This window comes from Cupriavidus sp. KB_39, assembly GCF_052114485.1.
In the GTDB taxonomy this organism is placed as follows: Bacteria; Pseudomonadota; Gammaproteobacteria; order Burkholderiales; family Burkholderiaceae; genus Cupriavidus.
Genome location: NZ_JBFREV010000015.1, coordinates 103,861 through 124,327, shown reverse-complemented (window position 1 = coordinate 124,327; position 20,467 = coordinate 103,861). Strand labels below are relative to the sequence as shown.

Here is a 20,467-nt window from a genome sequence, read left to right as displayed (position 1 = left end):
GCCTCGGGTCCGGCCGTGCAGCGCGCGGTCACCGTGAACGGCCCGTTGGCGAGCGGCGTGATCGATGCCGAGTTCGGCGCGATCACCACCTGGTTCAGGATGATGTTGCTGCTGGCAGTAGACCACGCCCAGCTGCCAAAGCACGGCGAGATGCCTTCGTCGATGCCGCGATGGAGCAGATGCACCGCGATCGTCGCCCCGATACCCGGCGGCACCACCAGCGGCTGCGGACCGTTGTAGACCAGCGCCCAGGTCGGCTGCTCGGTGACGAGCAGGTTGGCGCGCGGCGTCGCGGTTAGCGACAGGCTGCTGGCGAACTCGGCGAGCACGCTTTGCAGCGGTGACGCGCCATTCGGCCGGCTTGTACTGACCGTGGTCAGGCGCGTGGCGCCATCCGGCAGCACGGCTAGCGACGGCGAGGTCGTGGTGAAGGTCCARAGSCCGTTGAAGTCCGGTGTGACATCGCTCTCGTCATTACGCACCACCTTCGACGCATAGACCTGCGGATAGCCGTTCAGCACGTTCAGCGCATTGATCTGGGCGCCGTTCTGCGACAGCACCAGCCGGAAGCTCGCCACGCCCGTCTTGACCACCGACACCAGGAACGCGCCTGTCAGCACGGAGTTGTCTGGCGCCGTGACCGAGACCGAGACCACCGACTGGGCCACCGTGTCGGACGCATTCACGCCGCGCAGCATGCCTAAGTTGATCGCGCCGGTGACCTGCACGGCCGCCGTGCTGCTGCTCCAGTTCCAGCCGCTGCCGGCCGTGGAGCGGTCCGCGCCATCACTGTCGATCAGGGACGCCGTGACGGGCAGCACCTGGCCGTCAGTCATCGACAACACCGGATAAGGCAGCGCAAGGCTGTAGGTACGCGTGCCGGGCGCCACCACCGTGATGACGGCCGAGACCTGCGGCAACGCCGTGGTGGCGTTGCTGGCGCCGGTGACGGTGGCCAGCAGGCTGATCGTGGCGGTGCCGGTACCGACGCCGGTCACCACGCCGCTGCCCGGCACCGTGCCATTGCCCACGGCCGCTACGGAACTGTTCGAAGAGGTCCAGACGAAGCTGGTGTTGCCGGTGACGTCGTTGCCGTTGTTGTCCACCACTGACGCAGTCAGCGAAATCGAGCTGCCGACGGAGACCTGGCCGGAGGTCTGGCTCATCACCACGGTGTACGACTTGGCAGCCGTCGCGCCATTCCCGCCATTGCCGCCGTTGCCACCGCTCCCGCCATTGCCGGCGCTGCCCGTCGGCGAGGTACCTCCCCCGCTGGACCCGCCGCCGCCGCCGCAGGCTGCCATCAGCGCCACGGTCGCCGCGCAGGCGAGCCAGGATATCCATCGACGTGTCGTCATGGTTTGTCCCCTTCTGTTGTAATGTCCCGTTCCCGTGCTACGAGACTAGGCGCGATCCGCCAGGCGATGTACTGGCCAGAGGACTGAGCGCCACCCCACATATCGGGATGAGGTCATCCCCGGTCTACGGCAAGCGGTTGACGCCAAGTGCGGATTTCGACTACGCTGGCGGCTTAACCCTTTCGCGCACGATGCACGCCTCCGCCCTCCTCCTCCGCCACGCCGTTGATGCCCCGCGCATCGATGCCGCCGTGCGCGCGTGCGTGGCGCGGGCTGGCCGGCTGTCGCGCGGCGGCCTGGCCGCATCCCCCTCCTCGCTACTACTAGACCTAACGACCGGTTGCCGGGCCTAGCGCCCCGTGGCAGTTCGGCAGCCGTCTATCGCCACCGTTTTCCCGTTTTTTCCCCGAATTTTTGATTTTTGCCTGTCGCATCTTCCCGCGAGGAAGGAGAACACCCATGTTGCGCAATCCCGCCGCCAAGTACCGCCCCGCCACCACCGTCAACCTGCCTGACCGCACCTGGCCGTCGCGCCAGATCACGCGCGCCCCGCGCTGGATGAGCACCGACCTGCGCGACGGCAACCAGGCCCTGATCGAGCCGATGAACCCCGCGCGCAAGCTGCGCTTCTTCGAGCAGTTGGTGAAGGTGGGGCTGAAGGAGATCGAGGTGGCCTTCCCGTCGGCCTCGCAGACCGATTTCGACTTCGTCCGCATGCTGATCGAAGAAGACCGGATTCCCGCCGACGTGAACATCGTGGTGCTGACCCAGTCGCGCGAGGACCTGATCCGGCGCACCGTGGAGTCGGTACGTGGCGCGCGCCAGGCCACCATCCACCTGTACAACCCGATCGCGCCGGCGTGGCGCCGCATCGTCTTCAATGCCTCGCGCGAGGAAATCCGCGAGGTCGCCGTGAGTGGCACGCGCCTGATCCGCGAACTGACCGATGCGATGCCGGAAACGGCCTGGACCTACGAGTATTCGCCCGAGACCTTCAGCCTGGCCGAACTCGATTTCTCGCTTGAGGTTTCCGATGCGGTATCGGCTGTATGGGAGCCGTCCGCCACCCGCCCGATGGTGCTGAACCTGCCGACCACCGTGGAATGCAGCACGCCTAACGTGTTCGCGGACCAGGTGGAATGGATGCATCGCCATCTGGCGCGGCGCGAGCATATCGCGCTGTCCGTCCATCCGCACAATGACCGCGGCACCGCCGTGGCCGCCGCCGAGCTGGCCGTGATGGCCGGCGCGGACCGCGTGGAAGGCTGCCTGTTCGGCAACGGCGAGCGTACCGGCAACGTCGACCTCGTCACGCTGGCGCTGAACCTCTACACCCAGGGCGTGGCCCCGGAACTCGATTTCTCGGATATCGACGAGGTGCGCCAGTGCGTGGAGCACTGCAACCAGCTGCCCGTGCATCCGCGCCATCCATACGTCGGCGATCTCGTCTTCACGGCGTTTTCCGGCTCGCACCAGGACGCCATCCGCAAGGGCTTCGCCCAGCAGAAGCCGGACGCGATCTGGGAAGTGCCCTACCTGCCGATCGACCCGGCCGACCTCGGCCGCAGCTACGACGCCGTGATCCGCGTGAACAGCCAGTCCGGCAAGGGCGGCATGGCCTACCTGCTCGAACAGGCGCATGGCATCTTCATGCCGCGCCGCCTGCAGATCGAATTCAGCCGCGCGGTGCAGGCGATGACCGACGAAACGGGCCTGGAAGCGAGCGCCGACGACCTCTACGCGCTGTTCCGCCGTGAGTACCTCGACGTGGACGCGCCGCTGCGCTATGTCTCGCATCGCATGGTGTCGACGAGCGAGGCCAGCGACGCCAGCGTGGAGATCGAGGTGGAACTGGTACGCGATGGCCAGCCGGTGCGGGCGCGCGGCGCGGGCAATGGCCCGATCGACGCCGTGGTCGACGCCTTCGTGCGCGGCCTGGGCCTGCCGGTGCGGGTGATGGACTATCACGAACATGCGCTGACCGCCGGCGCCGATGCGCGTGCGGCCTGCTATGTGGAAGTGCGCGTCGGCGATTCGCCGACGGGCTTCGGCGCGGGCGTGGATGCGAACATCGTCACGGCGTCCCTGCGCGCGGTGGTGTGCGGCGTGAACCGGCACATCGGGCGCGCCAGCCAGGAAGCACAGGCGGCCTGAGGCGGATTACGGCGGATTGAGTCCCGCCGCCGTGGAGAAAACCGGTGTGCCCCGCCCCCACGGGGCACACCCGGAAAGACGTCCTTGCGGACGCCCACGACATGCGCGATGCATTCACCACGTGCGCACAGCGTACGGGCCGCATCGCGCGGGCGCCACGAATAAATCCGCATGTAAATAGAAGGGAGCGGGCGCACGCCCGGAATCATCGGCTGTCGCGCGGCCGCCACGCGAGGCCGCGCGGCTTGCGCTGGGTCAAGGTGGGGATGAGAGGCAAAGGCCACACTGGTCGCACAGTTATTCCTCGCCTGTGCATACCAACATGACCAACATCTCTCTCACTCGCAAGACACTCTGCTCCACCCTGGCCGCGCTGGCGGCCTCCGCCGCGTTCGCGGCCCCGGCCATGGCTGCCGAGGAAGCCCAGGGCAACTGGATGGTGCGCATGCGCGGCACCTTCCTCGACATGTCCAACAAGTCCGATCCGGTGGGCGGCGTGGGCGCGTCGGACCGCATCCACGTCAACAACAAGTGGATTCCGGAAGTCGACATCACGTATTTCATCGTGCCGCACATCGCTGCCGAACTGGTGCTGACGATTCCGCAGAAGCAGGACGTCTCGCTCGATGGCCAGAAGATCGGCACGTTCAAGCACCTGCCGCCCAGCCTGCTGCTCCAGTACCACTTCATCCCGAACGGCACGTTCCGGCCGTACATCGGCGCGGGCGTGAACGCGACGCGCGTCTACGGCGCGGACATCGCGGGCAACACGCTGAACCTGGACCGCTGGAGCGTGGGGCCTGCCCTGCAGATCGGCATGGACTACAAGCTCACCAAGAACTGGTTCCTGAACGTGGACGCCAAGAAGGTCTGGATCTCCAGCAACGTGTATGCGGGCGGTGTGAAGGTATCCACGGTCAAGCTCGATCCGTGGCTGTTCAGCGCCGGGGTGGGTTACCGGTTCTGATGTGTTGATGTCGGACGCCCCGCTCCGCCCGGAGCGGGGGGCAATGCTCAGCGGAAGGCCGGCTCGTCGAAGCTGCGCAACTTCCGCGAGTGGAGTTCTTCCACGCCGTTCTCCCGCAGGATACGGATCGCCTCGAGGCCGATCGTCATATGCTGGCTCACGCGCTGCCGATAGAAGGTATTGGCCATGCCGCGCAGCTTCAACTCCCCATGCAAGGGCTTGTCGGACACGCATAGCAGCGTGCCGTAGGGCACGCGCAGCCGGAAGCCATTGGCGGCGACCGTCGCACTTTCCATGTCGATGGCAATCGCGCGGGACTGGTTRAAGCGCGCATAGAGCGATTTCGACTTCAACTCCCAGTTGCGGTCATCGGTGGACACCACCGTCCCGGTCCGCATGCGCGTCTTCATCTCGTTGCCGGACAGGCCGGTGATGCGGGCGACGGCYTCCTGCAGCGCCACCTGGATCTCGGCGATCGGCGGCACCGGCACCCATGGCGGCAGGTCGTGGTCGAGCACGTGGTCGTCCCGCACATAGGCGTGCGCCAGCACGTAGTCGCCAAGCTGCTGCGAGCGGCGCAGGCCGCCGCAGTGACCCACCATCAGCCAGCAATGCGGACGCAGCACGGCGAGGTGATCGGTCATCGTCTTCGCGTTCGACGGCCCGACGCCGATATTGACCAGCGTGACGCCGAGCTTGTCCTCGCGCACAAGGTGGTAGGCCGGCATCTGCGGCAGCGCGCGCGGGCGGGTGGCGTCGTCGGGTTCGCTTTCGCCGAGGTTCTGGGTCACGTCCCCCGGTTCGATGAAGCGCACGTAGCCGTCGCCGCCATCCCCAGACATCAGCGAGCGGCCCAGCGCGACGAACTCATCGACATAACGCTGATAGTTCGTGAACAGGACAAAACGCTGGAAGTGGTGCGGCGCCGTGCCGGTGTAGTGGTAGAGCCGCTGCAGGGCCAGGTCCACGCGCTCCGCCGAGAACAGCGAGAGCGGCCAGGCTTCGCCGGGCGTGGGCTCGTAGGTGCCATTGGCGATGGAGTCGTCGATGCGGCTCAGCTCGGGCAGCACGAACGACGCCTCCAGCTCGCGCGCCTGGGTGTAGCTGATGTCGGTGGTCGAAGCTTCGATGACGAACGGCAGCGGGATCGGCCGGCGCGACAGGCCGACGACCACCGGCACGCGGTGATAGCGCATCAGGCGCTCGATCTGGTCGCGGTAGTAGTCGCACAGCAGGTCCGGTCGCGTGACCGTGGTGCCGTACACGCCGGGGTAGGCGACCGTACCCCACGAAGGGCGGCTGTCGGTCACCATGGTTTCGAGGTTGACCGAGATGCCGAGGTACGGGTAGCACGCGTGCGCCGCCGATGGGAGGGGCTTGCCCTGCGCGAAGGCGTCGAAGCGCGCGCGCACGGCGGCGACCGAGCCGTCGTAGATCTCGCGAATGCGCGCCAGCGCGCTGTCCGCGTCAGAGAACTCGGCCAACTGATCGGCCGGATGGGCGGAAGAGAAGATCGAGGCGTTCATGGCGACCATCATACCGCGCGGCATCGCGCCGTGGCGGCAATCGATGGCGTTGCGTGGGAATACGAACGCTTGTGCGCTTTGCACCGTGCATTGTTTGACGCATCCATATCCGCTTCGCTACACTCTGTCGCCATTCGCGCCGCACATCGCAGCTTCGTGGCGCAAACGCCGCTGCGCTCCCCACTTTGGTTGGGGGTGTGGCACGCGACATGGTATCTGGCAGGAGGAGCCGTCGATGGAAATCCGTAACCCGTTGCCCGCAGAGATCGAGGCGGCCAGGCGTCTGTTGGCCGCCAACGGTTGGGAGCAACAGGTCGGCAATGCGGAACGCTTCGCGCAACTGATCGCCAATTCCCAACGCGTAGCCGTGGCCGTGGAGAAGGGCGAGGTGATCGGCTTCGCCCGCGCCCTCTGCGACGACATCGCCAACGGCTACATCTCGATGGTGGCCGTGGCGCCGCAGCATCGCCGGCGCGGCATCGGCCGGGCGCTGGTGCGCCAGGTCATGGGCAACGATCCCGACATCGTCTGGGTGTTGCGCGCGGCACGCTCCTCGGAAGCCGCCTTCTTCGGCCAACTCGGCTTTGCGCCGTCGATGGTCGCCATGGAGTGGCGGCGGCGCTGATTTTCCGGCGCTGTTACTCCGCCGCTGTTACTCCACCACTGTTACTCCGCCATCGCGCGCCGGAAAGCGTCCGCCGAGCCCATCTGGCGGAACAGCTTGCCACCCGGCGCGAAGCGGTCCGCCGTCGACAGGCCGCCTACCACCACCGGTTCGAACCCCRCCTCACGCACCAGTTGCGCGGCCACGGCTAGCGCAGCCGCGTCGTCGCCAGCCATCGGTACCGCCATCAGCGCGCCCTGGCGATGGCTCTCGCGGGCAAACTCCGCCGCGCCCGTGAAGTTGAACACGCGCACGATCCGCGCGCCGGCCAGGTACTTGGCCGTGGTGGCGCCGATGCCATTGGCTTTCACCTCCTCCACGATCGCCCCGTCGCGCGGCGAGACCGCATTGGTGGCATCGAGCACGATCTTGCCCTGCCATTTGTTCTGCTGGCCCACCTCGGGCACGGCGCCGTAGGGCACGGCCAGTAGCAGCACATCGGCAAAGGCCASCGCCTGCGCCACCGTGCCGGCCTGTGCCAGCGGGCCGAGCGAATCGGTCAGGCTCTTCAGGGACTCCGGGTGACGCGAGGAGAACATCACGGGGTGCCCAGCCTTCACGAACAGGCCGCCCACGGTGCCGCCGATGCGCCCCGAGCCGATCACGCCGATCTTCGATTTGGCTGGCGTCTGCGCCATGGCCGGCAGCGCGCCCGCCACGACYACAAGCCCCATCGCCCYCAGCACCCTGCGCCGGCCCCGGTGCATGTGTGTCGATTCGTGCCCCATGGCCTCGCTCCAGCAGTTCCGATCTAGCCACTCTAGGCGAAATCCACGCCACCGGCGCTGTCATGGGAGTGTCATCGCCGCTGCCTAGACTGACGCGCGACCACGTGCCGTCTTCGGCACTTATCGATTACAACAACGAACAGGGGAAATCATGGGAAAGAGGACCAGGCAGGCAGCCTTTGCCGCGCTGATCTCGGCCACGCTCGCGCTCGGCGCCTGCGGCGGCGACGATGACAACGGCAGCGCCGCGAATGGCGGTACCGGTGGCAATGGTGGCAACGGCGGCAATGGCGGCAATGGCGGCACCACGCAGCCGGCATCGGTGCAGCCGCTGTCGGGCGGATCGCTGTACGTCGGCGCGGTCAGCTTTGGCGACACGGTATCCGTCGAACTCGACAAACCCGCCGCCGGCCAGCTCACCCTGCGCTTCCTCGATTCCCGCTTCGGCCTGGCCGGGGCACTGGTGGGCCAGTACGTGCTGGAAGACGGCACCTACCGCGTGACCGGCCTCGCCGCCAGCGGCACCGACGTACCGGCAGCACTGGCTGCCGCCGCCGCCGCCATCACCTTCCGCTTCACGCTCGATGACGGCGTGCTCTCCGGCGCGCTGGGCCAGGTGCCCAACGTCAAGGCCGGCAACGGCGCCCTGCTSCAGGGCTATATCTCGGCCGGCAACCGTGGCGCGCAGCTGGCCGACATCGCCGGCACCTACAGCTACCTGCGYCAGGCCGGCGACGCCGCCAGCGCGGGCCAGCTCAATATCGGCGCGGATGGCAACGTGCGCGTCTGCGCCGGGCTGGGCTACAGCGCCGACTGCGCCGGCGGCCAGTCGGGCAAGCTGGCGGCCGATGCCGACCAGTCGCGCTATCCGGGCGCCTTCGCGCTGACGCTGGGCGGCAGCACGGTCGGCCGCCTGTTCGTAGGCCGCCAGCAGGGCCAGGTGGCGCTCTTCGTCGACGAAACCGGCGCCAGCGCCACGGCGCCCACCGGTAGCTGGGTCGTGCGCACGGCCACGGCCGTCGCCGCCAAYGGCATCGATGGCGACTGGGTCTGCGCCGAGCCGGAACTCGACGACAAGAACGCCGCCACGGGCCGTACGCGCCGCAACATCGTCTCGGTGGCGGGCACCACGCTCGCCGCGGACAACATCCCCGTGGACGTGACGCTGGCCTACAACCGCGCCGGCGGGGCCGCCGCCAACGGGCTGGTCTCGGGCACGTGGCAGGCCACCGTGGCCGGCCAGGCGCAATCGCTCGGCCTGACCTGGCTGCCGGTGAGCAAGAACCTCGCGTACCAGCTCCGGCAGGTGCCGGGCAGCACGCGACAGCTTCCCGCCGTGTGCGCCCCGATGGCCGCGCCGACGCCGGTCTCGACCTACCTGACGGCCACTGCAGGGCAGAACATCCTCGTCACGCTGGCCGATCTGCGCCCCACCCAGCCGGCCATCGGCCGCGACCAGATCTACTACAAGCTCGGCCGCTACGCCGCGGACCCGATCAAGAAGTTCGACGACGCCTGCGAGACCAACGGCCAGAACAAGACCAGCACCTGGGATGCAGCCACGTCCCGCCTCRGCGACCTCGCCTCCTTCACCTGCACCAAGGCGGTCGGCAACAAGCCGGCCGACATGAAGACGCTGGTGGTGGGGCCGTACGGCGAGCCGTTCCTGACCGATGGACACCACTCGTTCACGTCGATCTGGGACGCCGACACCGGCGGCGCGCAGTCGAAGATGTGGATCCGCGTGCAGGACAACCTGTCCACGCTGAACCGCGCCACGTTCTTCCGCACGCTGCGCGAGCGCAAGCTGATCTGGTCGAAGGACGGCGCCAACCAGCCGACCTACCCGGCTGACCTGCCGCGCGCGCTGGGCCTGAAGAACGGCCTCGGCAACGACCCGTACCGCGCGCTGGTCTACTTCACGCGCGACATCGGCTACAGCCAGCCGACCGATGCCACCGAGTTCACGGAGTTCTATTGGGGCGATTGGCTGCGCGGCGTGGTGGACCTGAAGACGGTCAACCTGGACGACACCGCGAGCTACCTCGACGCCGTGCACCGCGCCTCGGCCGCCATGGTGGCGCTGGCGCCGGACGCCGTGGTCAGCAACGGCAAGACCGCCGCGCAACTGGGCGGCCTGACCACGCTGAACGAAACCGAGTTCACGGCGCTCTCGCAGCCGGTGGGTTCGACCAAGCCCGGCAAGCTGCCGTACGCAGTGGCCTACCGCCTCGGGCTRAAGCCGTAAGGCAAAAAAAGACGCCCGCTGCAATAGCGGGCGTCTTTTCATAGCAGCGGGCGTACCCGTTTCTGCGTGGGCGGATTACTCCGGCTGGATGTTCGCCGACTTGATGATCCGGCCCCATTTGGCCGATTCCTGACCCTGGAACTTGGCCAGCTCGGCCGGCGTGCTCGTGAACACCTCGGTCCCGGTTGACTGATAGAACGTGGACGCGGTGTCGCTCTTCGCCGCCTTCACCAGCAGCTGGTTGAGCTTGGTCACCACCGCCGGTGGCGTGCCGGCCGGTGCGTAGGCCGCGAACCAGTAGCTCATCTCGTAGCCCTTCACCCCTGCCTCGTCGATGGTCGGCACGTCCGGCGCCAGCGGCGAGCGCGCCTTGCCCGACACGCCCAGCGCGCGCAGCTTGCCCGACTTCACCTGCGGCAGGCCGGTAGCGGTGTCCGTGATCATCATCTGGATCTGGTTGCCGAGMAGGTCGGTAATCGCCAGCGGATTRCTCTTGTAGGGCACGTGCAGCARYTGCACGTGTGCCATCTGCTGGAACAGCTCGCCCGCGATGCGCGACGACGAACTGCCGCTGCCGAAGCTCAGCTTGCCCGGCTCCTTCTTGGCCAGCGCGATGAACTCGCCCACGGTCTTGGCCGGCACCTGCGGGTTCACCACCATGATCTGGCCGCCCCGGCCCAGCGCCGTCACAGGCGCGTAGTCCTTCACGGGGTCGTAGGGCAGCTTCTTGAACAGGTGCTCGTTGGCCGCGTGGGTGGTGTTGGTGGTGATCAGCACCGTGTAGCCGTCCGGGCTGGCCTTGGCGACGTCGCTGGCGGCGATGAAGCCGTTGGCGCCGGGCTTGTTGTCCACCACCACGGTGACCTTGCTGTCCACGGTAATGGCCTGGCCCACGGCGCGCGCGAGCTGGTCCGTGGCGCTKCCGGCCGCGAACGGCACGACGAAGCGGATCGGCTTGTCGGGGTATTCGGCCCAGGCGCTGCCGGCCGGCAGGGCCAGGCAGGCGAGCGCGACCAGGGTAAGCGGGCTGCGGAATCCGTACATCGTTGTCTCCTCGATTTGTTGTAAGAGGTCGCTGGATCAGAAAAAAGCGAAGAATCGATCAGGAAGTGCCGGCGGCAAGGCGCGGCGGCACGGGAATCGGCAGGCCCAGCAGCAGGAACGCGAGCGCCTTGCCGTGCGTGTCGAGATTGAGGGCGTCGTTGACGCCGCCGTCGAGCACGCCATCGATGACGAAATTCATCGCCTGGATGGACGGCACGACGTAGCGCTTCACCGCCGTGGGCTGGCGGTGGGCRAACAGGGCCCGCACGGCGTCTTCGGTCACATGGGTCACGAGGTGATCGAAGTCGCGCGCGTCGTAGGCGATGACGCTGATATTGGAGCGGTCGCCCTTGTCGCCGGTGCGGCCGTGGGCAAACTGGTAGAGCGGGGCGGTGGCGGCGGTGGTGGCAGTCATGGCGGTCTCCGGTCAGGCAACGAGGACGTGGGTGGGCGACACCGCATCGCGCGGCACCAGGCACGACATCGCATTGAGCCGCGCGCGCAGCGCGGTGCGCACGCCGCCGCCGCCGGCCGGGCCGCAGGTGTAGAGCGCGTTGACCTCGCGCAGCAGCGTCTGGGCCACCGCCTTGTCCTCGTGGGCGAGCGCGGCGCGCAGGCGCACATCCTGCGCGGCGGCCTCGCCCGGCTGGGGCGCCGCCAGCATGGCGCCGCCATCGTCGGCAAACACGCTCAGCACGCCAATCAGGTCGAAGCGAATCGGCACATCGTGGCCGAGGCCCTGCATCCGCTTGCGCAGGATGTCGGCCGCCAGCCGGGCGCGCGCCGCCGCGTTGGGCCCCGCATAGGAAATCTCGCCCTCCGCGAACCATCCGCCCTGATAGAACAGGTTGGCCTTGAGTTGCTCGGGCCGGGGGTGGCCGTGGATGTTGCGCACCGCCACGCGGTCCGGGCCGATCTGGGACACGGTCACGGCGCCGATGTCCGCCACAACGTCCGGGGTCAGGTAGGCGCTCGGATCGTGGACTTCGTACAGCAAYTGCTCCTTCACCGTGCGGAGGTCCACGCAGCCGCCAGTGTTGGCCGCCTTGAAGATCTCGATGCCGCCGTCGGCGTCGAGCTGGGCGATGGGGAAGCCCACCGCGTGCACGTCCGGCACGTCCTTCATGCCCGGATCGGCAAAGTAGCCACCGCTGACCTGGGCGCCGCATTCGAGCAGGTGGCCGGCCATGGTGGCGGCGGCCAGGCGGTCCCAGTCGTCCCAGGCCCAGCCGAAGTGCGCCATGGCCGGCCCCACGGCCAGGGCGGGGTCGGCCACGCGGCCGCAGACCACGACCTGCGCGCCGTCGCGCAGGGCATCGGCAATGCCGCGCGCGCCGATATAGGCGTTGGCGCAGACGAAGCGCGCTTCCGGGAAGGACGGGCCCACGATGCCGCGCAGCACGGCGCGGCCGGCGTCGTGCGAGAGGTCGTCGCCCTCCACCACGGCCACGCGCGGTGCCGCGAGGCCAAGCTGCGCCGCCAGGGTGCCGATACGGCGCGCCGCCGCGCGCGGGTTGGCCGCGCCGAAGTTGCCGACGATGGGGATGCCGTTGGCCAGGCACAGGCCGAGCACGGGCGTCAGGAGTTGGTCGAGCAGCGGCTCGTAGCCATGCTCGGGATCGCTGCGCCGCGCAAGTTGCGCCAGCGCCAGCGTGCGCTCGGCCAGCGTCTCGAAAATCAGGGCCGCCGGGCCGCCGGCGGCGATCAGCGTGCGCACCACGGGCAAGGCGGCATCGGTACGGTCACCGGAGAAGCCGGCGCCGGAGCCGATCAGCAGGGGAGCAGTCATGGGCGTTCGCGGAAGAGGGGGGGAAGGCGATCCGATTCTAGGCTTCGCCGCYCCCACCATCAAACAGATCATTTGGATTAATCTATCGGTTCTGTGGATAAATCCMGCCYGCCATGATCCCGAACCTGTCGGTCAAGCACCTGCGCGCCTTCGTGGCGCTGGCCACGCACCGCAATTTCACGCGCGCGGCGCAGGCGTGCCACCTCTCCCAGTCGGCCTTCAGCACGCTGGTGCAGACGCTGGAGGAGCAGGCCGGCAGCCGGCTGTTCGAGCGCACCACGCGCCATGTGGAGCTGAGCGCGGACGGCCGCCGCTTCGAGGAAGTGGCGCGCCGGCTGCTGGCCGACTTCGAGACGGCATTCGAGGACCTGCGCGACCACGCCGAGCGCCGCAAGGGCCGCGTGGCCATCGCCGCCCTGCCCTCGCTGGCGGGCGGCGACCTGCCGCCGCTGCTCGCGGACTTCCATCGCCGCTACCCCGGCATCTCGCTGGAGTTGCACGATCAACTGGCCGATGGCTGCATCGATCTCGTGCGGCGCGGGCAGGCGGACTTCGCGTTGGCCCCGGCGCCGGCCCAGGACGCCGACCTGCGCATCGAGCCGCTGGTCCACGACAACTTCCATCTGGTCTGCCCGGCAGACCATCCGCTCGCGGCAAAGCGGCGCATCGCGCCACAGGCGCTGGCCGGGCTGCCCTTCATCCAGCTCTCCCGCACAAGCAGCGTGCGCCAGCACCTGGATGCGGCGCTGCACCCGCTGCGGGTCAATGGCGTGATGGAGGTGGAGCACCTGGCCACCGTGGCGGCGCTGGTGGAGGCGGGGCTGGGGGTCTCGGTGGTGCCGGCGCTGGCGCTGTTCCAGTTCCGGCGCGAGGGGCTGGCGGTGCGGCCGTTGCAGATGCCGTCGCTGGTGCGCGACATCTGCCTGGTGCGGCTCAAGGAGCGGGGCGATTCGGCCGCCGCGGCGGCGATGATCGACTGCCTGCGTCAGAAGTGGCCGAGGTAGCCGCCATCGACGGCCAGCACCTGCCCGCTGACGTACGATGCCGCCGGTGAGGCGAGGAAGACCGCCGCGCCGGCCACTTCGTCCGGCTGGCCCCAGCGGCCCAGCGAGGTCCGGTTGCGCAGCCATTCGGCGACCGTGCCGTCCGCCACCATCGACTGGTTCGGCTCGGTGGCGAAGTAGCCGGGCGCGATGGCGTTGACGGTGATGCCGTGGCGGCCCAGATCGGCCGCCATGGCGCGCGTGAGGGCGTCCAGCCCGCCCTTGGTGGCCGGATAGAGCACGTCGTTGGCGCGCGCCACCTGCCCGGCGATCGACGAGACATTGACGATGCGCCCGTACTGCCCGCGCTGCATCAGTTGCGCAGCGTGGCGACACAGCGTGTAGGGCGCGACGAGATTGGTCTCGAGCATGGCGCGCAGGTCACCAGCGTCGAGATCGACCATGGAAGCGCGGTTGCGGGTGCCGGCGTTGTTGACCAGGATGTCGAGCCGGCCCGGCCGGGTGGCGAGCGCCGCGAAGGTGGCGGCGACGGCGGCTTCGTCGGTGATGTCGAGCGGCAGGGCTTCGGCGCTGCCGCCACTGGCCTGCAACTGCGCCACGGTGTCCGCCACGCGGTCGGCGCTGCGCGCGCAGACCAGCACGTGGGCGCCCGCGGCGGCCAGGCCGGCGGCAATCGCGCGGCCAAGGCCCTGCGCGCCGCCGGTGACCAGCGCGACGCGGCCATCGAGCGAAAAGGGGGACGGGGAGACTGCGGTGGAAATCGGCATGCGGCGACTATACCGCAGCGCAGCAGCCGGAAAAACACCCCGGCATGGCGCCGGGGGTTCCCTGATGCGTCAGCGAATCAGCTTGCCCGTCGACGAGACGATCGACATCTCGACGAACGACGAGCCGGTGTGGCGCGTGGCGCTGTAGCTGATCAGGATGCCGCCGAGGTCGTAGTCGCGCAGGCCTTCCAGCGCGGTCACGAGCTTCTCGCGCGTGGGCTCCGCGCCGGCGCGTCGCAGCCCTTCCACAAGCACCTTCGCCGACATGAAGCCTTCCATGCCCGCGTTGCTCGGCTCCACGTTCTGGGCCTTGGCCATGCTGCGGTACTCGCTGGCGATGCTCATCTGGCTGGAGTTCATGCCCGGCACCACCTGCGTGATGATGAGCCCGCGCCCGTCATCGCCCAGTTCCTTGATGAAGGAGTCGGCGGCGTTGTTGGAGAGCGTGACGAACTGCGCCTCGCTGCCGGCGCGCTTCAGTTCCTTGATGATGCGCGCGGCTTCCGAACCCGAGCCGATCACCATCACGGCCTGCGGATTGGCCTTGTGGACGTTGGCCACGCCCTGGCCGATATCGCCCATCGGCCGGTTGAACGAGGCCGCCGCCGCCGGCTGCACGCCGCGCGCCTGCAGCGCGGTGGTGAAGCCTTCGAACACGTCCTGCCCGAAGCCGTCGTTGGCGTAGAAGATGGCGATCCGGCTCATGCCGGAGGTGGCGAGGTGGTTGATGGCGCGGGCCACTTCGTCCTGGTACTTGGCGCGCACGTTGAACACATAGCGGTTGACCGGGCGATGCAGCGTGATGGCGCCGGTCAGCGGGGCCACCAGCGGCACCTTCTCCGCGCCGATGATCGGCAGGATGCTCTCGTTCTGCGGCGTACCGCGCACCATGAACAGCGCGAAGACCTTGTCCTCGGCAATCAGCTTGCGGACGTTGTCGGGGGTGCGCTTGGCGTCGAAGCCATCGTCGTAGGTCACCAGCTCGATGCGGCGCCCGGCCACGCCGCCGTTGGCGTTGACGGTCTTCAGGTAGACCTGCGCCCCGGCGATCTGCTCCTTGACCGAGCCSGCTACCGGGCCGGTCACGCCGGCCGACTGGCCGATGCGGATGGTGCCCTTGCYGATCCCCGGTTCCGCGTGCGCGGTGTGCACCGCCACGGGCGCGACAAACCCCAGCGTGGCGGCAAGCATGCCGCACGCAAAGCTCCTTGCGTTCATTGTGACCCCTCCAAAAGCTGCTGGCTGACTAGTAATTTTTTGCCGCTGCGGCACACGGCGCGCCCCGTGGGGACGACCGTGCGATGCCCGCAACTTACCTCAACGGGGGTAAATGTTCAAACATCCAGATGGGGAGGGTCGGGAGGGGTGTTGCTGCGGCAGCACACCGTTTGCCTGTAAAGCTCCGGGTGGCGGCGCGGGTGTGGCCGCAGCGTGGCGCACGACAAGCCGTGCGCCGGGGCGCGCCACGGGGGCGCGCAGGCTAAGCGTTGCAATGCAGCGAAGCGTTCCGCGAAGGGCCCAGGAAGGGCTCAGGGGAACGCCGGCACTGCGGGGTCCATCCCGGCGAAGCGGGCTTCCGGATGGGCGCGCTGGAGCAGCATCTCGATTTCCTCGATGCGGCCACGCGGYACGTCCACCATCAGCAGCAGCTTGCCGTCCTCGATGTCYTTCTCGAAGGCGCGCAGCCGGCTGTTGGGGGCCGAACTGCCGATCATGCTCGAGGCCCAGGCCCCGAACACCGCGCCCAGCACGGCCAGCACGCCGACCAGGCCCCACTGCGGCGTGTCGCTGACGATAGGGAACATCGCCACCACCACACCGGCCACGATCCCCACGCCACCGCCCACCATCAGCCCCATCTCGGCGGCGTGGACGATGTCGGAGGTCTGGAACAGGTTCGCCTCATGCAATCCGGTCATGTCTGACCCATCGCGCGCCACGAAATGGATGTGGCTATTCTCGATGCGGGCCAGCAGCAAGTCGTCCATGGTGCGGCGGGCGCTTGGCAGGTCGGGCAACAACCAGAAGATGCGTTTGCGCATGGCTWGTCTCCTCTTCAGGCTCAGGCCGCCCCGGCTTGGGTATCCGTCGGTGCGGGACGGGATAGGTTCGTTCTACTCCGTTCGCAGACCGGTTGCAAGGCGCGCTGCGGCACGCTCCGTGGTGACGCGCGCTTGAAACATCGCGCATGCGCGCCGCGCGTCACCTCGCGCTATCTGCCTGCGTCAGAATGTGATCGGCAGGCGCAGCGTGACAGTCAGGTCCGGCGTGTCGCGGGTCAGGCCGGCACCCACCGACAGGTTCAGCGTGTAGCGTGGGCTGAAGCGGTACGAGTAGCCCACCAGCAGCGTGCCCTGCGTGATGCGCACCGAGCCCGGAATGGTCTGCCCGTTCTGCTTGGTCGGCCAGATGATGCTCTGGTCATAGCCGATACTGAACGAGGCATGCTCGTTCAGCGAAAGGCCCATGCCGAAGTTGAACTGGAAGATGTCCCCCGGGGCGATCTTGCCCAGCGACTCGGTCTGGCCGTTCAGCACGGTGCGGCTGACGTTGTCCCGCGCGAAGTTGTGCAGGTAGCTGAAGGTGCCGAAGAACACCGCCGGATCGGTCGGCAGCAGCCAGGTCACGCCCGGCTGGATCGCCTGGAAGCCGGTACCCGTCGGCATGCCCAGCGGCAGGCCGGTGCCGGTGGTATTGCTGACGCAGCGCGTCACGCAATCGGTCACCACTTCGAACGGATCTTTCCCGGTATTCGACTTGTAGCGGAGCCAGCCGATGAAGTACGGCATCTTCTCGTTGCCGTAGTTGAGCTGGTAGCGCAGCGTCGCCTCCACGTCGCCCAGGCCGTTGCCGCTGGAGTTGAACACGTTGTCGAACGCGCTGCCGGTGAAGACTTCCCGGCTCACGGTCTGCGACTTCGCGCTGACGTAGGGGACCTTGGCTTCGATCTCGAGCCGCTTGGTCAGGCCGTAGCGGAACGCCACCGCGCTGAGGTAGGTGGTGGTCTTCACCTCGCGCACATCGATCAGGCCGATCAGCACGGCCGGGATCACCGTGTAGCCGACCAGCGCCACGCGGTTGTTCGACGAATAGCCGTACTGGAAGCTCGGTTCCACCACCAGGCTGCCCTGGGCCGTCAGCACGCCAGGCTGGTCGAAGATCGGGGCGATCTCGGGCGGACGGCCGTCCGACACCGGCGCGCGGCCCACCGGCTCCTCGGCGCCGGCGAGGGACTCGCCCTGCTGGGCGCCCTGCGCCACGTTGTCTGGCGGGGCCTGGTTCTGCGGATCGCCCGGACCGGCAGGCTGCTGCTGGGCCTGCTGCTGCATGCCCTGCTGCACCGTGTTGTTGATCTGGGTGGCGCTGCTGCCGGCGGCCGCAGCAGCCGAGTTGGTGGACACATCGGCGCCGGTACGCTGGCCGCCGCGCTTGCGCGCGAGGGAGTCGGGGCTGATGGTATTGCGCAGCTCGCGGATGGTGGCTTCCTGCTCCGCCAGCGCGCGCTTCATGGCTTCGAGCTGCCGGGACTGTTCGGTCAGTTCCTTCTGCAGCGTCTCCAGCCGGGCGGCGGCCGGTGGCCCCGCGTCCGGCGGTGTCTGGGCGTGGCTCATGCCGCCCAGCAACAGCATCGTCGAGCAGCCGGCAAAACGGATGCCCTGCAGCGAACGCTTCTTCATGACGTCTTCCTCCCCCGGGGACGGCGGGCTGTCTCGCAGGAGCCCGCAACCTGTACCGCTTGTCCGCGTATTCGCGACTTACCTCATGCTGGCTGTCCTTTGGATGACACTGTTCAGCGCAGTATTTGCCATCTGCGTGCGGAACGCCGCCAGCGTGTTCACGCTGGCGTTGATTGTCATCAGGCTCTGGATGCTCTGGTTGTTAAGCGTATTCTGGATCACCGTGCTCGGCATGTTCGCCATCGCACCAACGTTGGCCGTATTGCCTGCGCCGTTCTGCACGACGTTCGACAGGCCATTGGTGGTCACCGTGCCGGTGGCCGTGGCCACGGCCTGCGAGGCCATGCCCGCCGCGCCCTGCGCCGTGGCATTGGCACCCTGCGCGGCTGCGTTGGCCGCTGCCTGGGCCGTGCCTGCCGCGCCCTGGGCGCTGGCGGCCGCGCCATTGGCCGTGGCGGTGGCCGACTGCCCCGCCGCGCCCGCCGCACCCTGTGCATTGGCGGCCGCGGCATTGGCGGCTGCCACGGCGCCGGTGGCGGCGTTGTTGGCGTTGGCTACGGCAGCCGCCACGCCGCCCAGCGTGGCTTGCAGCTGCTGCGCCTGCGCCGCCGTGATGCGGCTTACATCGGGAATGTTGATGCTGGTGGCCACGGCCAGCGCGCCGTTGACGAAGACCGCGCGGTCGATGCCGAAGCTGACCTGCAGGCCGGCCACGTCAAACCCGCCACGCTGTTTGTCGAGCCGCGCCTGCGCCACCGGTTTCCATTTGGCCATGCCGCCGCGTGCATCGGTCACCGGCGCGTCGGGGTCGCGCGTGGCAACGGTCATGGCCTTTGCCAGCGGATCCTCGGCTGCGCGGTGCTTCGCCGTGGGGGCCCTGGCCACCGGTCCCTCGGACGCAGGCGCTTGGGCAACAGGGACAACAGGGTTAGCGGAAGGTGCCGCCACGCGTTCAACGGGCGGCGGCACGGGGATATCGGCGGCCAGCTCCACTTGCGTGGGCATCGCTGGCAGATCGATGGCATGGGACACGGCCACGGCCGGGAGTTCCGGCGCTGCGGGCACGGTAGGGACGTCGGCGGTCGCGCTCAGCGCGATGTCGATTGCCGTATCGGGCATGGGCGCACCCATGTCGGCGTAGGCATTGCCGGCGCAGGCCAGACCCGCGCCCAGCAGGGCCATCGCCGCCGCACTGCCGGCTCTGCGCCGGAGTGCGGGTGAAGCGGTTGTCAGGACCATGACTGCTCCTCGACTCAGAAATCGTTCACGCCATGCTTGGGCATGACGGTGAAATACAGGCTGTCGCGGTTGATCCCCGAAGAGTAGGGGCCCGAGGGCGCGACGCGCCAGTCGGACACCAGATTGAAGCGCGCGTTTTCTGTGCGGTTGTGGATCACGAACAGCAGCTGGCTGTCCCAGATCCGCTCGAAATGCTCCCGCTCCAGCGCGCGCGTGCCACGTGCCGGATCACCGATCAGCACGCGGTTGCCCTTCACGCCCTTCACCACGACGAAGTGGTGATAGCCGTTCTCGACGATCAGCACGATCGCCGGTACCTGCGTTTCCTCCAGCTTGGAGAGCGGCAGTTCGTAGCCATCGGCCAGGAACCCGCGCGACTCCAGAAAGCGCTTCATGTCGAGCAGCGAGAACCCTTCGGCCCGAATCTTGGCCTGGTCGCCGTTGACGTACATGTTGGCAAAGACCACCTGCTCCGTGACCGGGTAGCCGTATTGGTAGGTCAGCAGCGTCGCGATGGCGGCCGAGCCGCAACTGAAGTCGAACTGCTGGCGGATGGTGGTGCGATACCGGGCCTCGCGGAGGCTGGTGACCGGCACGTAGTAGTTCTTGCCGCCGTCGGCGGGCACGTTGATGTAGTCGGCGCGGGCAGCGGAGAAGCTCCCCAGCGTCGCCGCCACGGTAGCGGCGGCCAGCAACAGGCGGCGCATGATCATTTGAACTGGACGTTGAGGATGGTCGCGTTCTGGATCAGCACGTTATTGCCCGAATTCTGGATCACGGTGGGCAAGCCCGCCGCGTTCGAGAACGCGCCATCGGAAACGATGTTGCTGCCAGACAGCGTGTTGATGGCGGCGTTGTCCGCCACGGTGCCGTGCAGGCGCATGTCGTTGACGACGAGTTCGGAGCCGCCGCGTACGCCGTCCAGCTTGTCGCTGCCAACCGCGCGTGCCGTGGTGCCGAACAGATTGTTCCTGGGTGCCGCGTCCGGCTTGACCGCCGTGACGCTTGCCGCTGCGCCGGCCACCGCGGTGGCTGCGCCCGATTCACTGCTGGCCACTGCCACGGCCGATGCCTCGGCGGTCGGTGGTCCTGCTACAGCCTGGGCGAACGGCCAGGCCAGGAGAGCTGTCGTGACTGCCATGACAGCGGAGCGATGCGAACACATGGTGCGTCTCCCTCTTGTTCCGACCTCGCGGCTCCCATCCGGGCCACGGTATCGGACCTCCCAGGCACCTCGACAGACAAGCATCCCGGCCCTTGCAGGCGCCGGGATACCCGTCATCTCGAATGCCAACCGTGCAA

Annotated in this window: 18 protein-coding genes; 5 read left to right on the top strand and 13 right to left on the bottom strand. The window is 68.2% G+C overall.

Going from position 1 to position 20,467, the window contains the following annotated elements; translation table 11 throughout:
* A partial coding sequence (locus AB4Z27_RS13935) for a hypothetical protein (RefSeq protein ID WP_441644638.1) occupies window positions 1-1,358 on the bottom strand: 1,358 nt, incomplete at its 3' end.
* Between the two features lie 459 nt (window positions 1,359-1,817).
* On the opposite strand from AB4Z27_RS13935, the gene leuA reads away from it, so the two are divergent.
* On the top strand, window positions 1,818-3,512 hold the full coding sequence (gene leuA, locus AB4Z27_RS13930) for a 2-isopropylmalate synthase (protein ID WP_441593778.1): 1,695 nt from the start codon (window positions 1,818-1,820) through the stop codon (window positions 3,510-3,512).
* A gap of 322 nt (window positions 3,513-3,834) precedes the next feature.
* Window positions 3,835-4,479 carry an OmpW/AlkL family protein gene (locus AB4Z27_RS13925; protein WP_092294399.1) on the top strand — a complete coding sequence of 215 codons (645 nt, stop codon included), beginning with the start codon at window positions 3,835-3,837 and terminating at the stop codon, window positions 4,477-4,479.
* Window positions 4,480-4,526: 47 nt separating this feature from the next.
* On the opposite strand, the gene AB4Z27_RS13920 is transcribed toward AB4Z27_RS13925, so the two are convergent.
* Complete coding sequence (locus AB4Z27_RS13920; RefSeq protein WP_092294397.1) at window positions 4,527-6,017, bottom strand: AMP nucleosidase; 1,491 nt, start codon at window positions 6,015-6,017, stop codon at window positions 4,527-4,529.
* A 223-nt stretch (window positions 6,018-6,240) separates the two neighbouring features.
* On the opposite strand from AB4Z27_RS13920, the gene AB4Z27_RS13915 reads away from it, so the two are divergent.
* Window positions 6,241-6,630, top strand: coding sequence for a GNAT family N-acetyltransferase (locus tag AB4Z27_RS13915; RefSeq protein ID WP_092294295.1), 390 nt, complete (start codon window positions 6,241-6,243; stop codon window positions 6,628-6,630).
* 41 nt (window positions 6,631-6,671) lie between these two features.
* Here AB4Z27_RS13915 and AB4Z27_RS13910 read toward each other — a convergent pair whose 3' ends face one another.
* Window positions 6,672-7,397, bottom strand: coding sequence for an NADPH-dependent F420 reductase (locus AB4Z27_RS13910; protein WP_441644637.1), 726 nt, complete (start codon window positions 7,395-7,397; stop codon window positions 6,672-6,674).
* A 151-nt stretch (window positions 7,398-7,548) separates the two neighbouring features.
* Here AB4Z27_RS13910 and AB4Z27_RS13905 point away from each other — a divergent pair, with 151 nt between their 5' ends.
* Window positions 7,549-9,645, top strand: a complete 2,097-nt coding sequence (locus AB4Z27_RS13905; protein ID WP_441644636.1) for a ParB/Srx family N-terminal domain-containing protein — start codon at window positions 7,549-7,551, stop codon at window positions 9,643-9,645.
* A 75-nt stretch (window positions 9,646-9,720) separates the two neighbouring features.
* Here AB4Z27_RS13905 and AB4Z27_RS13900 read toward each other — a convergent pair whose 3' ends face one another.
* From AB4Z27_RS13900 to AB4Z27_RS13890, 3 genes are read right to left on the bottom strand one after another with little or no spacing between them, the layout of a single operon-like run.
* Window positions 9,721-10,689, bottom strand: a complete 969-nt coding sequence (locus tag AB4Z27_RS13900; RefSeq protein WP_441593784.1) for a Bug family tripartite tricarboxylate transporter substrate binding protein — start codon at window positions 10,687-10,689, stop codon at window positions 9,721-9,723.
* Between the two features lie 58 nt (window positions 10,690-10,747).
* Window positions 10,748-11,104, bottom strand: a complete 357-nt coding sequence (locus AB4Z27_RS13895; RefSeq protein ID WP_092294287.1) for an AtuA-related protein — start codon at window positions 11,102-11,104, stop codon at window positions 10,748-10,750.
* A 12-nt stretch (window positions 11,105-11,116) separates the two neighbouring features.
* Entirely contained in the window at window positions 11,117-12,478 is a 1,362-nt protein-coding gene (locus tag AB4Z27_RS13890; protein WP_092294285.1) for an acyclic terpene utilization AtuA family protein, read from the bottom strand.
* 113 nt (window positions 12,479-12,591) lie between these two features.
* On the opposite strand from AB4Z27_RS13890, the gene AB4Z27_RS13885 reads away from it, so the two are divergent.
* Window positions 12,592-13,482 carry a LysR family transcriptional regulator gene (locus AB4Z27_RS13885; RefSeq protein ID WP_092294283.1) on the top strand — a complete coding sequence of 297 codons (891 nt, stop codon included), beginning with the start codon at window positions 12,592-12,594 and terminating at the stop codon, window positions 13,480-13,482.
* On the opposite strand, the gene AB4Z27_RS13880 is transcribed toward AB4Z27_RS13885, so the two are convergent.
* The 7 genes from AB4Z27_RS13880 to AB4Z27_RS13850 form a co-directional block, all read right to left on the bottom strand.
* Window positions 13,464-14,249: an SDR family oxidoreductase gene (locus AB4Z27_RS13880; RefSeq protein ID WP_092294281.1), complete on the bottom strand. Its 786-nt coding sequence runs from the start codon at window positions 14,247-14,249 to the stop codon at window positions 13,464-13,466. The genes AB4Z27_RS13885 and AB4Z27_RS13880 overlap by 19 nt on opposite strands.
* Before the next feature lie 69 nt (window positions 14,250-14,318).
* On the bottom strand, window positions 14,319-15,467 hold the full coding sequence (locus AB4Z27_RS13875) for an ABC transporter substrate-binding protein (RefSeq protein WP_441644635.1): 1,149 nt from the start codon (window positions 15,465-15,467) through the stop codon (window positions 14,319-14,321).
* Window positions 15,468-15,778: 311 nt separating this feature from the next.
* Window positions 15,779-16,291: a DUF1269 domain-containing protein gene (locus AB4Z27_RS13870; protein WP_441644634.1), complete on the bottom strand. Its 513-nt coding sequence runs from the start codon at window positions 16,289-16,291 to the stop codon at window positions 15,779-15,781.
* A gap of 183 nt (window positions 16,292-16,474) precedes the next feature.
* Window positions 16,475-17,926 carry an acetate kinase gene (locus AB4Z27_RS13865; protein WP_092294275.1) on the bottom strand — a complete coding sequence of 484 codons (1,452 nt, stop codon included), beginning with the start codon at window positions 17,924-17,926 and terminating at the stop codon, window positions 16,475-16,477.
* Between the two features lie 78 nt (window positions 17,927-18,004).
* Complete coding sequence (locus AB4Z27_RS13860; RefSeq protein ID WP_092294273.1) at window positions 18,005-19,165, bottom strand: hypothetical protein; 1,161 nt, start codon at window positions 19,163-19,165, stop codon at window positions 18,005-18,007.
* Window positions 19,166-19,179: 14 nt separating this feature from the next.
* Entirely contained in the window at window positions 19,180-19,878 is a 699-nt protein-coding gene (locus tag AB4Z27_RS13855; RefSeq protein ID WP_092294271.1) for a C39 family peptidase, read from the bottom strand.
* A complete protein-coding gene (locus AB4Z27_RS13850; protein WP_092294269.1) occupies window positions 19,875-20,330 on the bottom strand; it encodes a hypothetical protein in 456 nt (151 codons plus the stop codon). Before AB4Z27_RS13850 ends, AB4Z27_RS13855 begins: the two co-directional genes overlap by 4 nt.
* Between the last annotated feature and the right edge of the window lie 137 nt (window positions 20,331-20,467).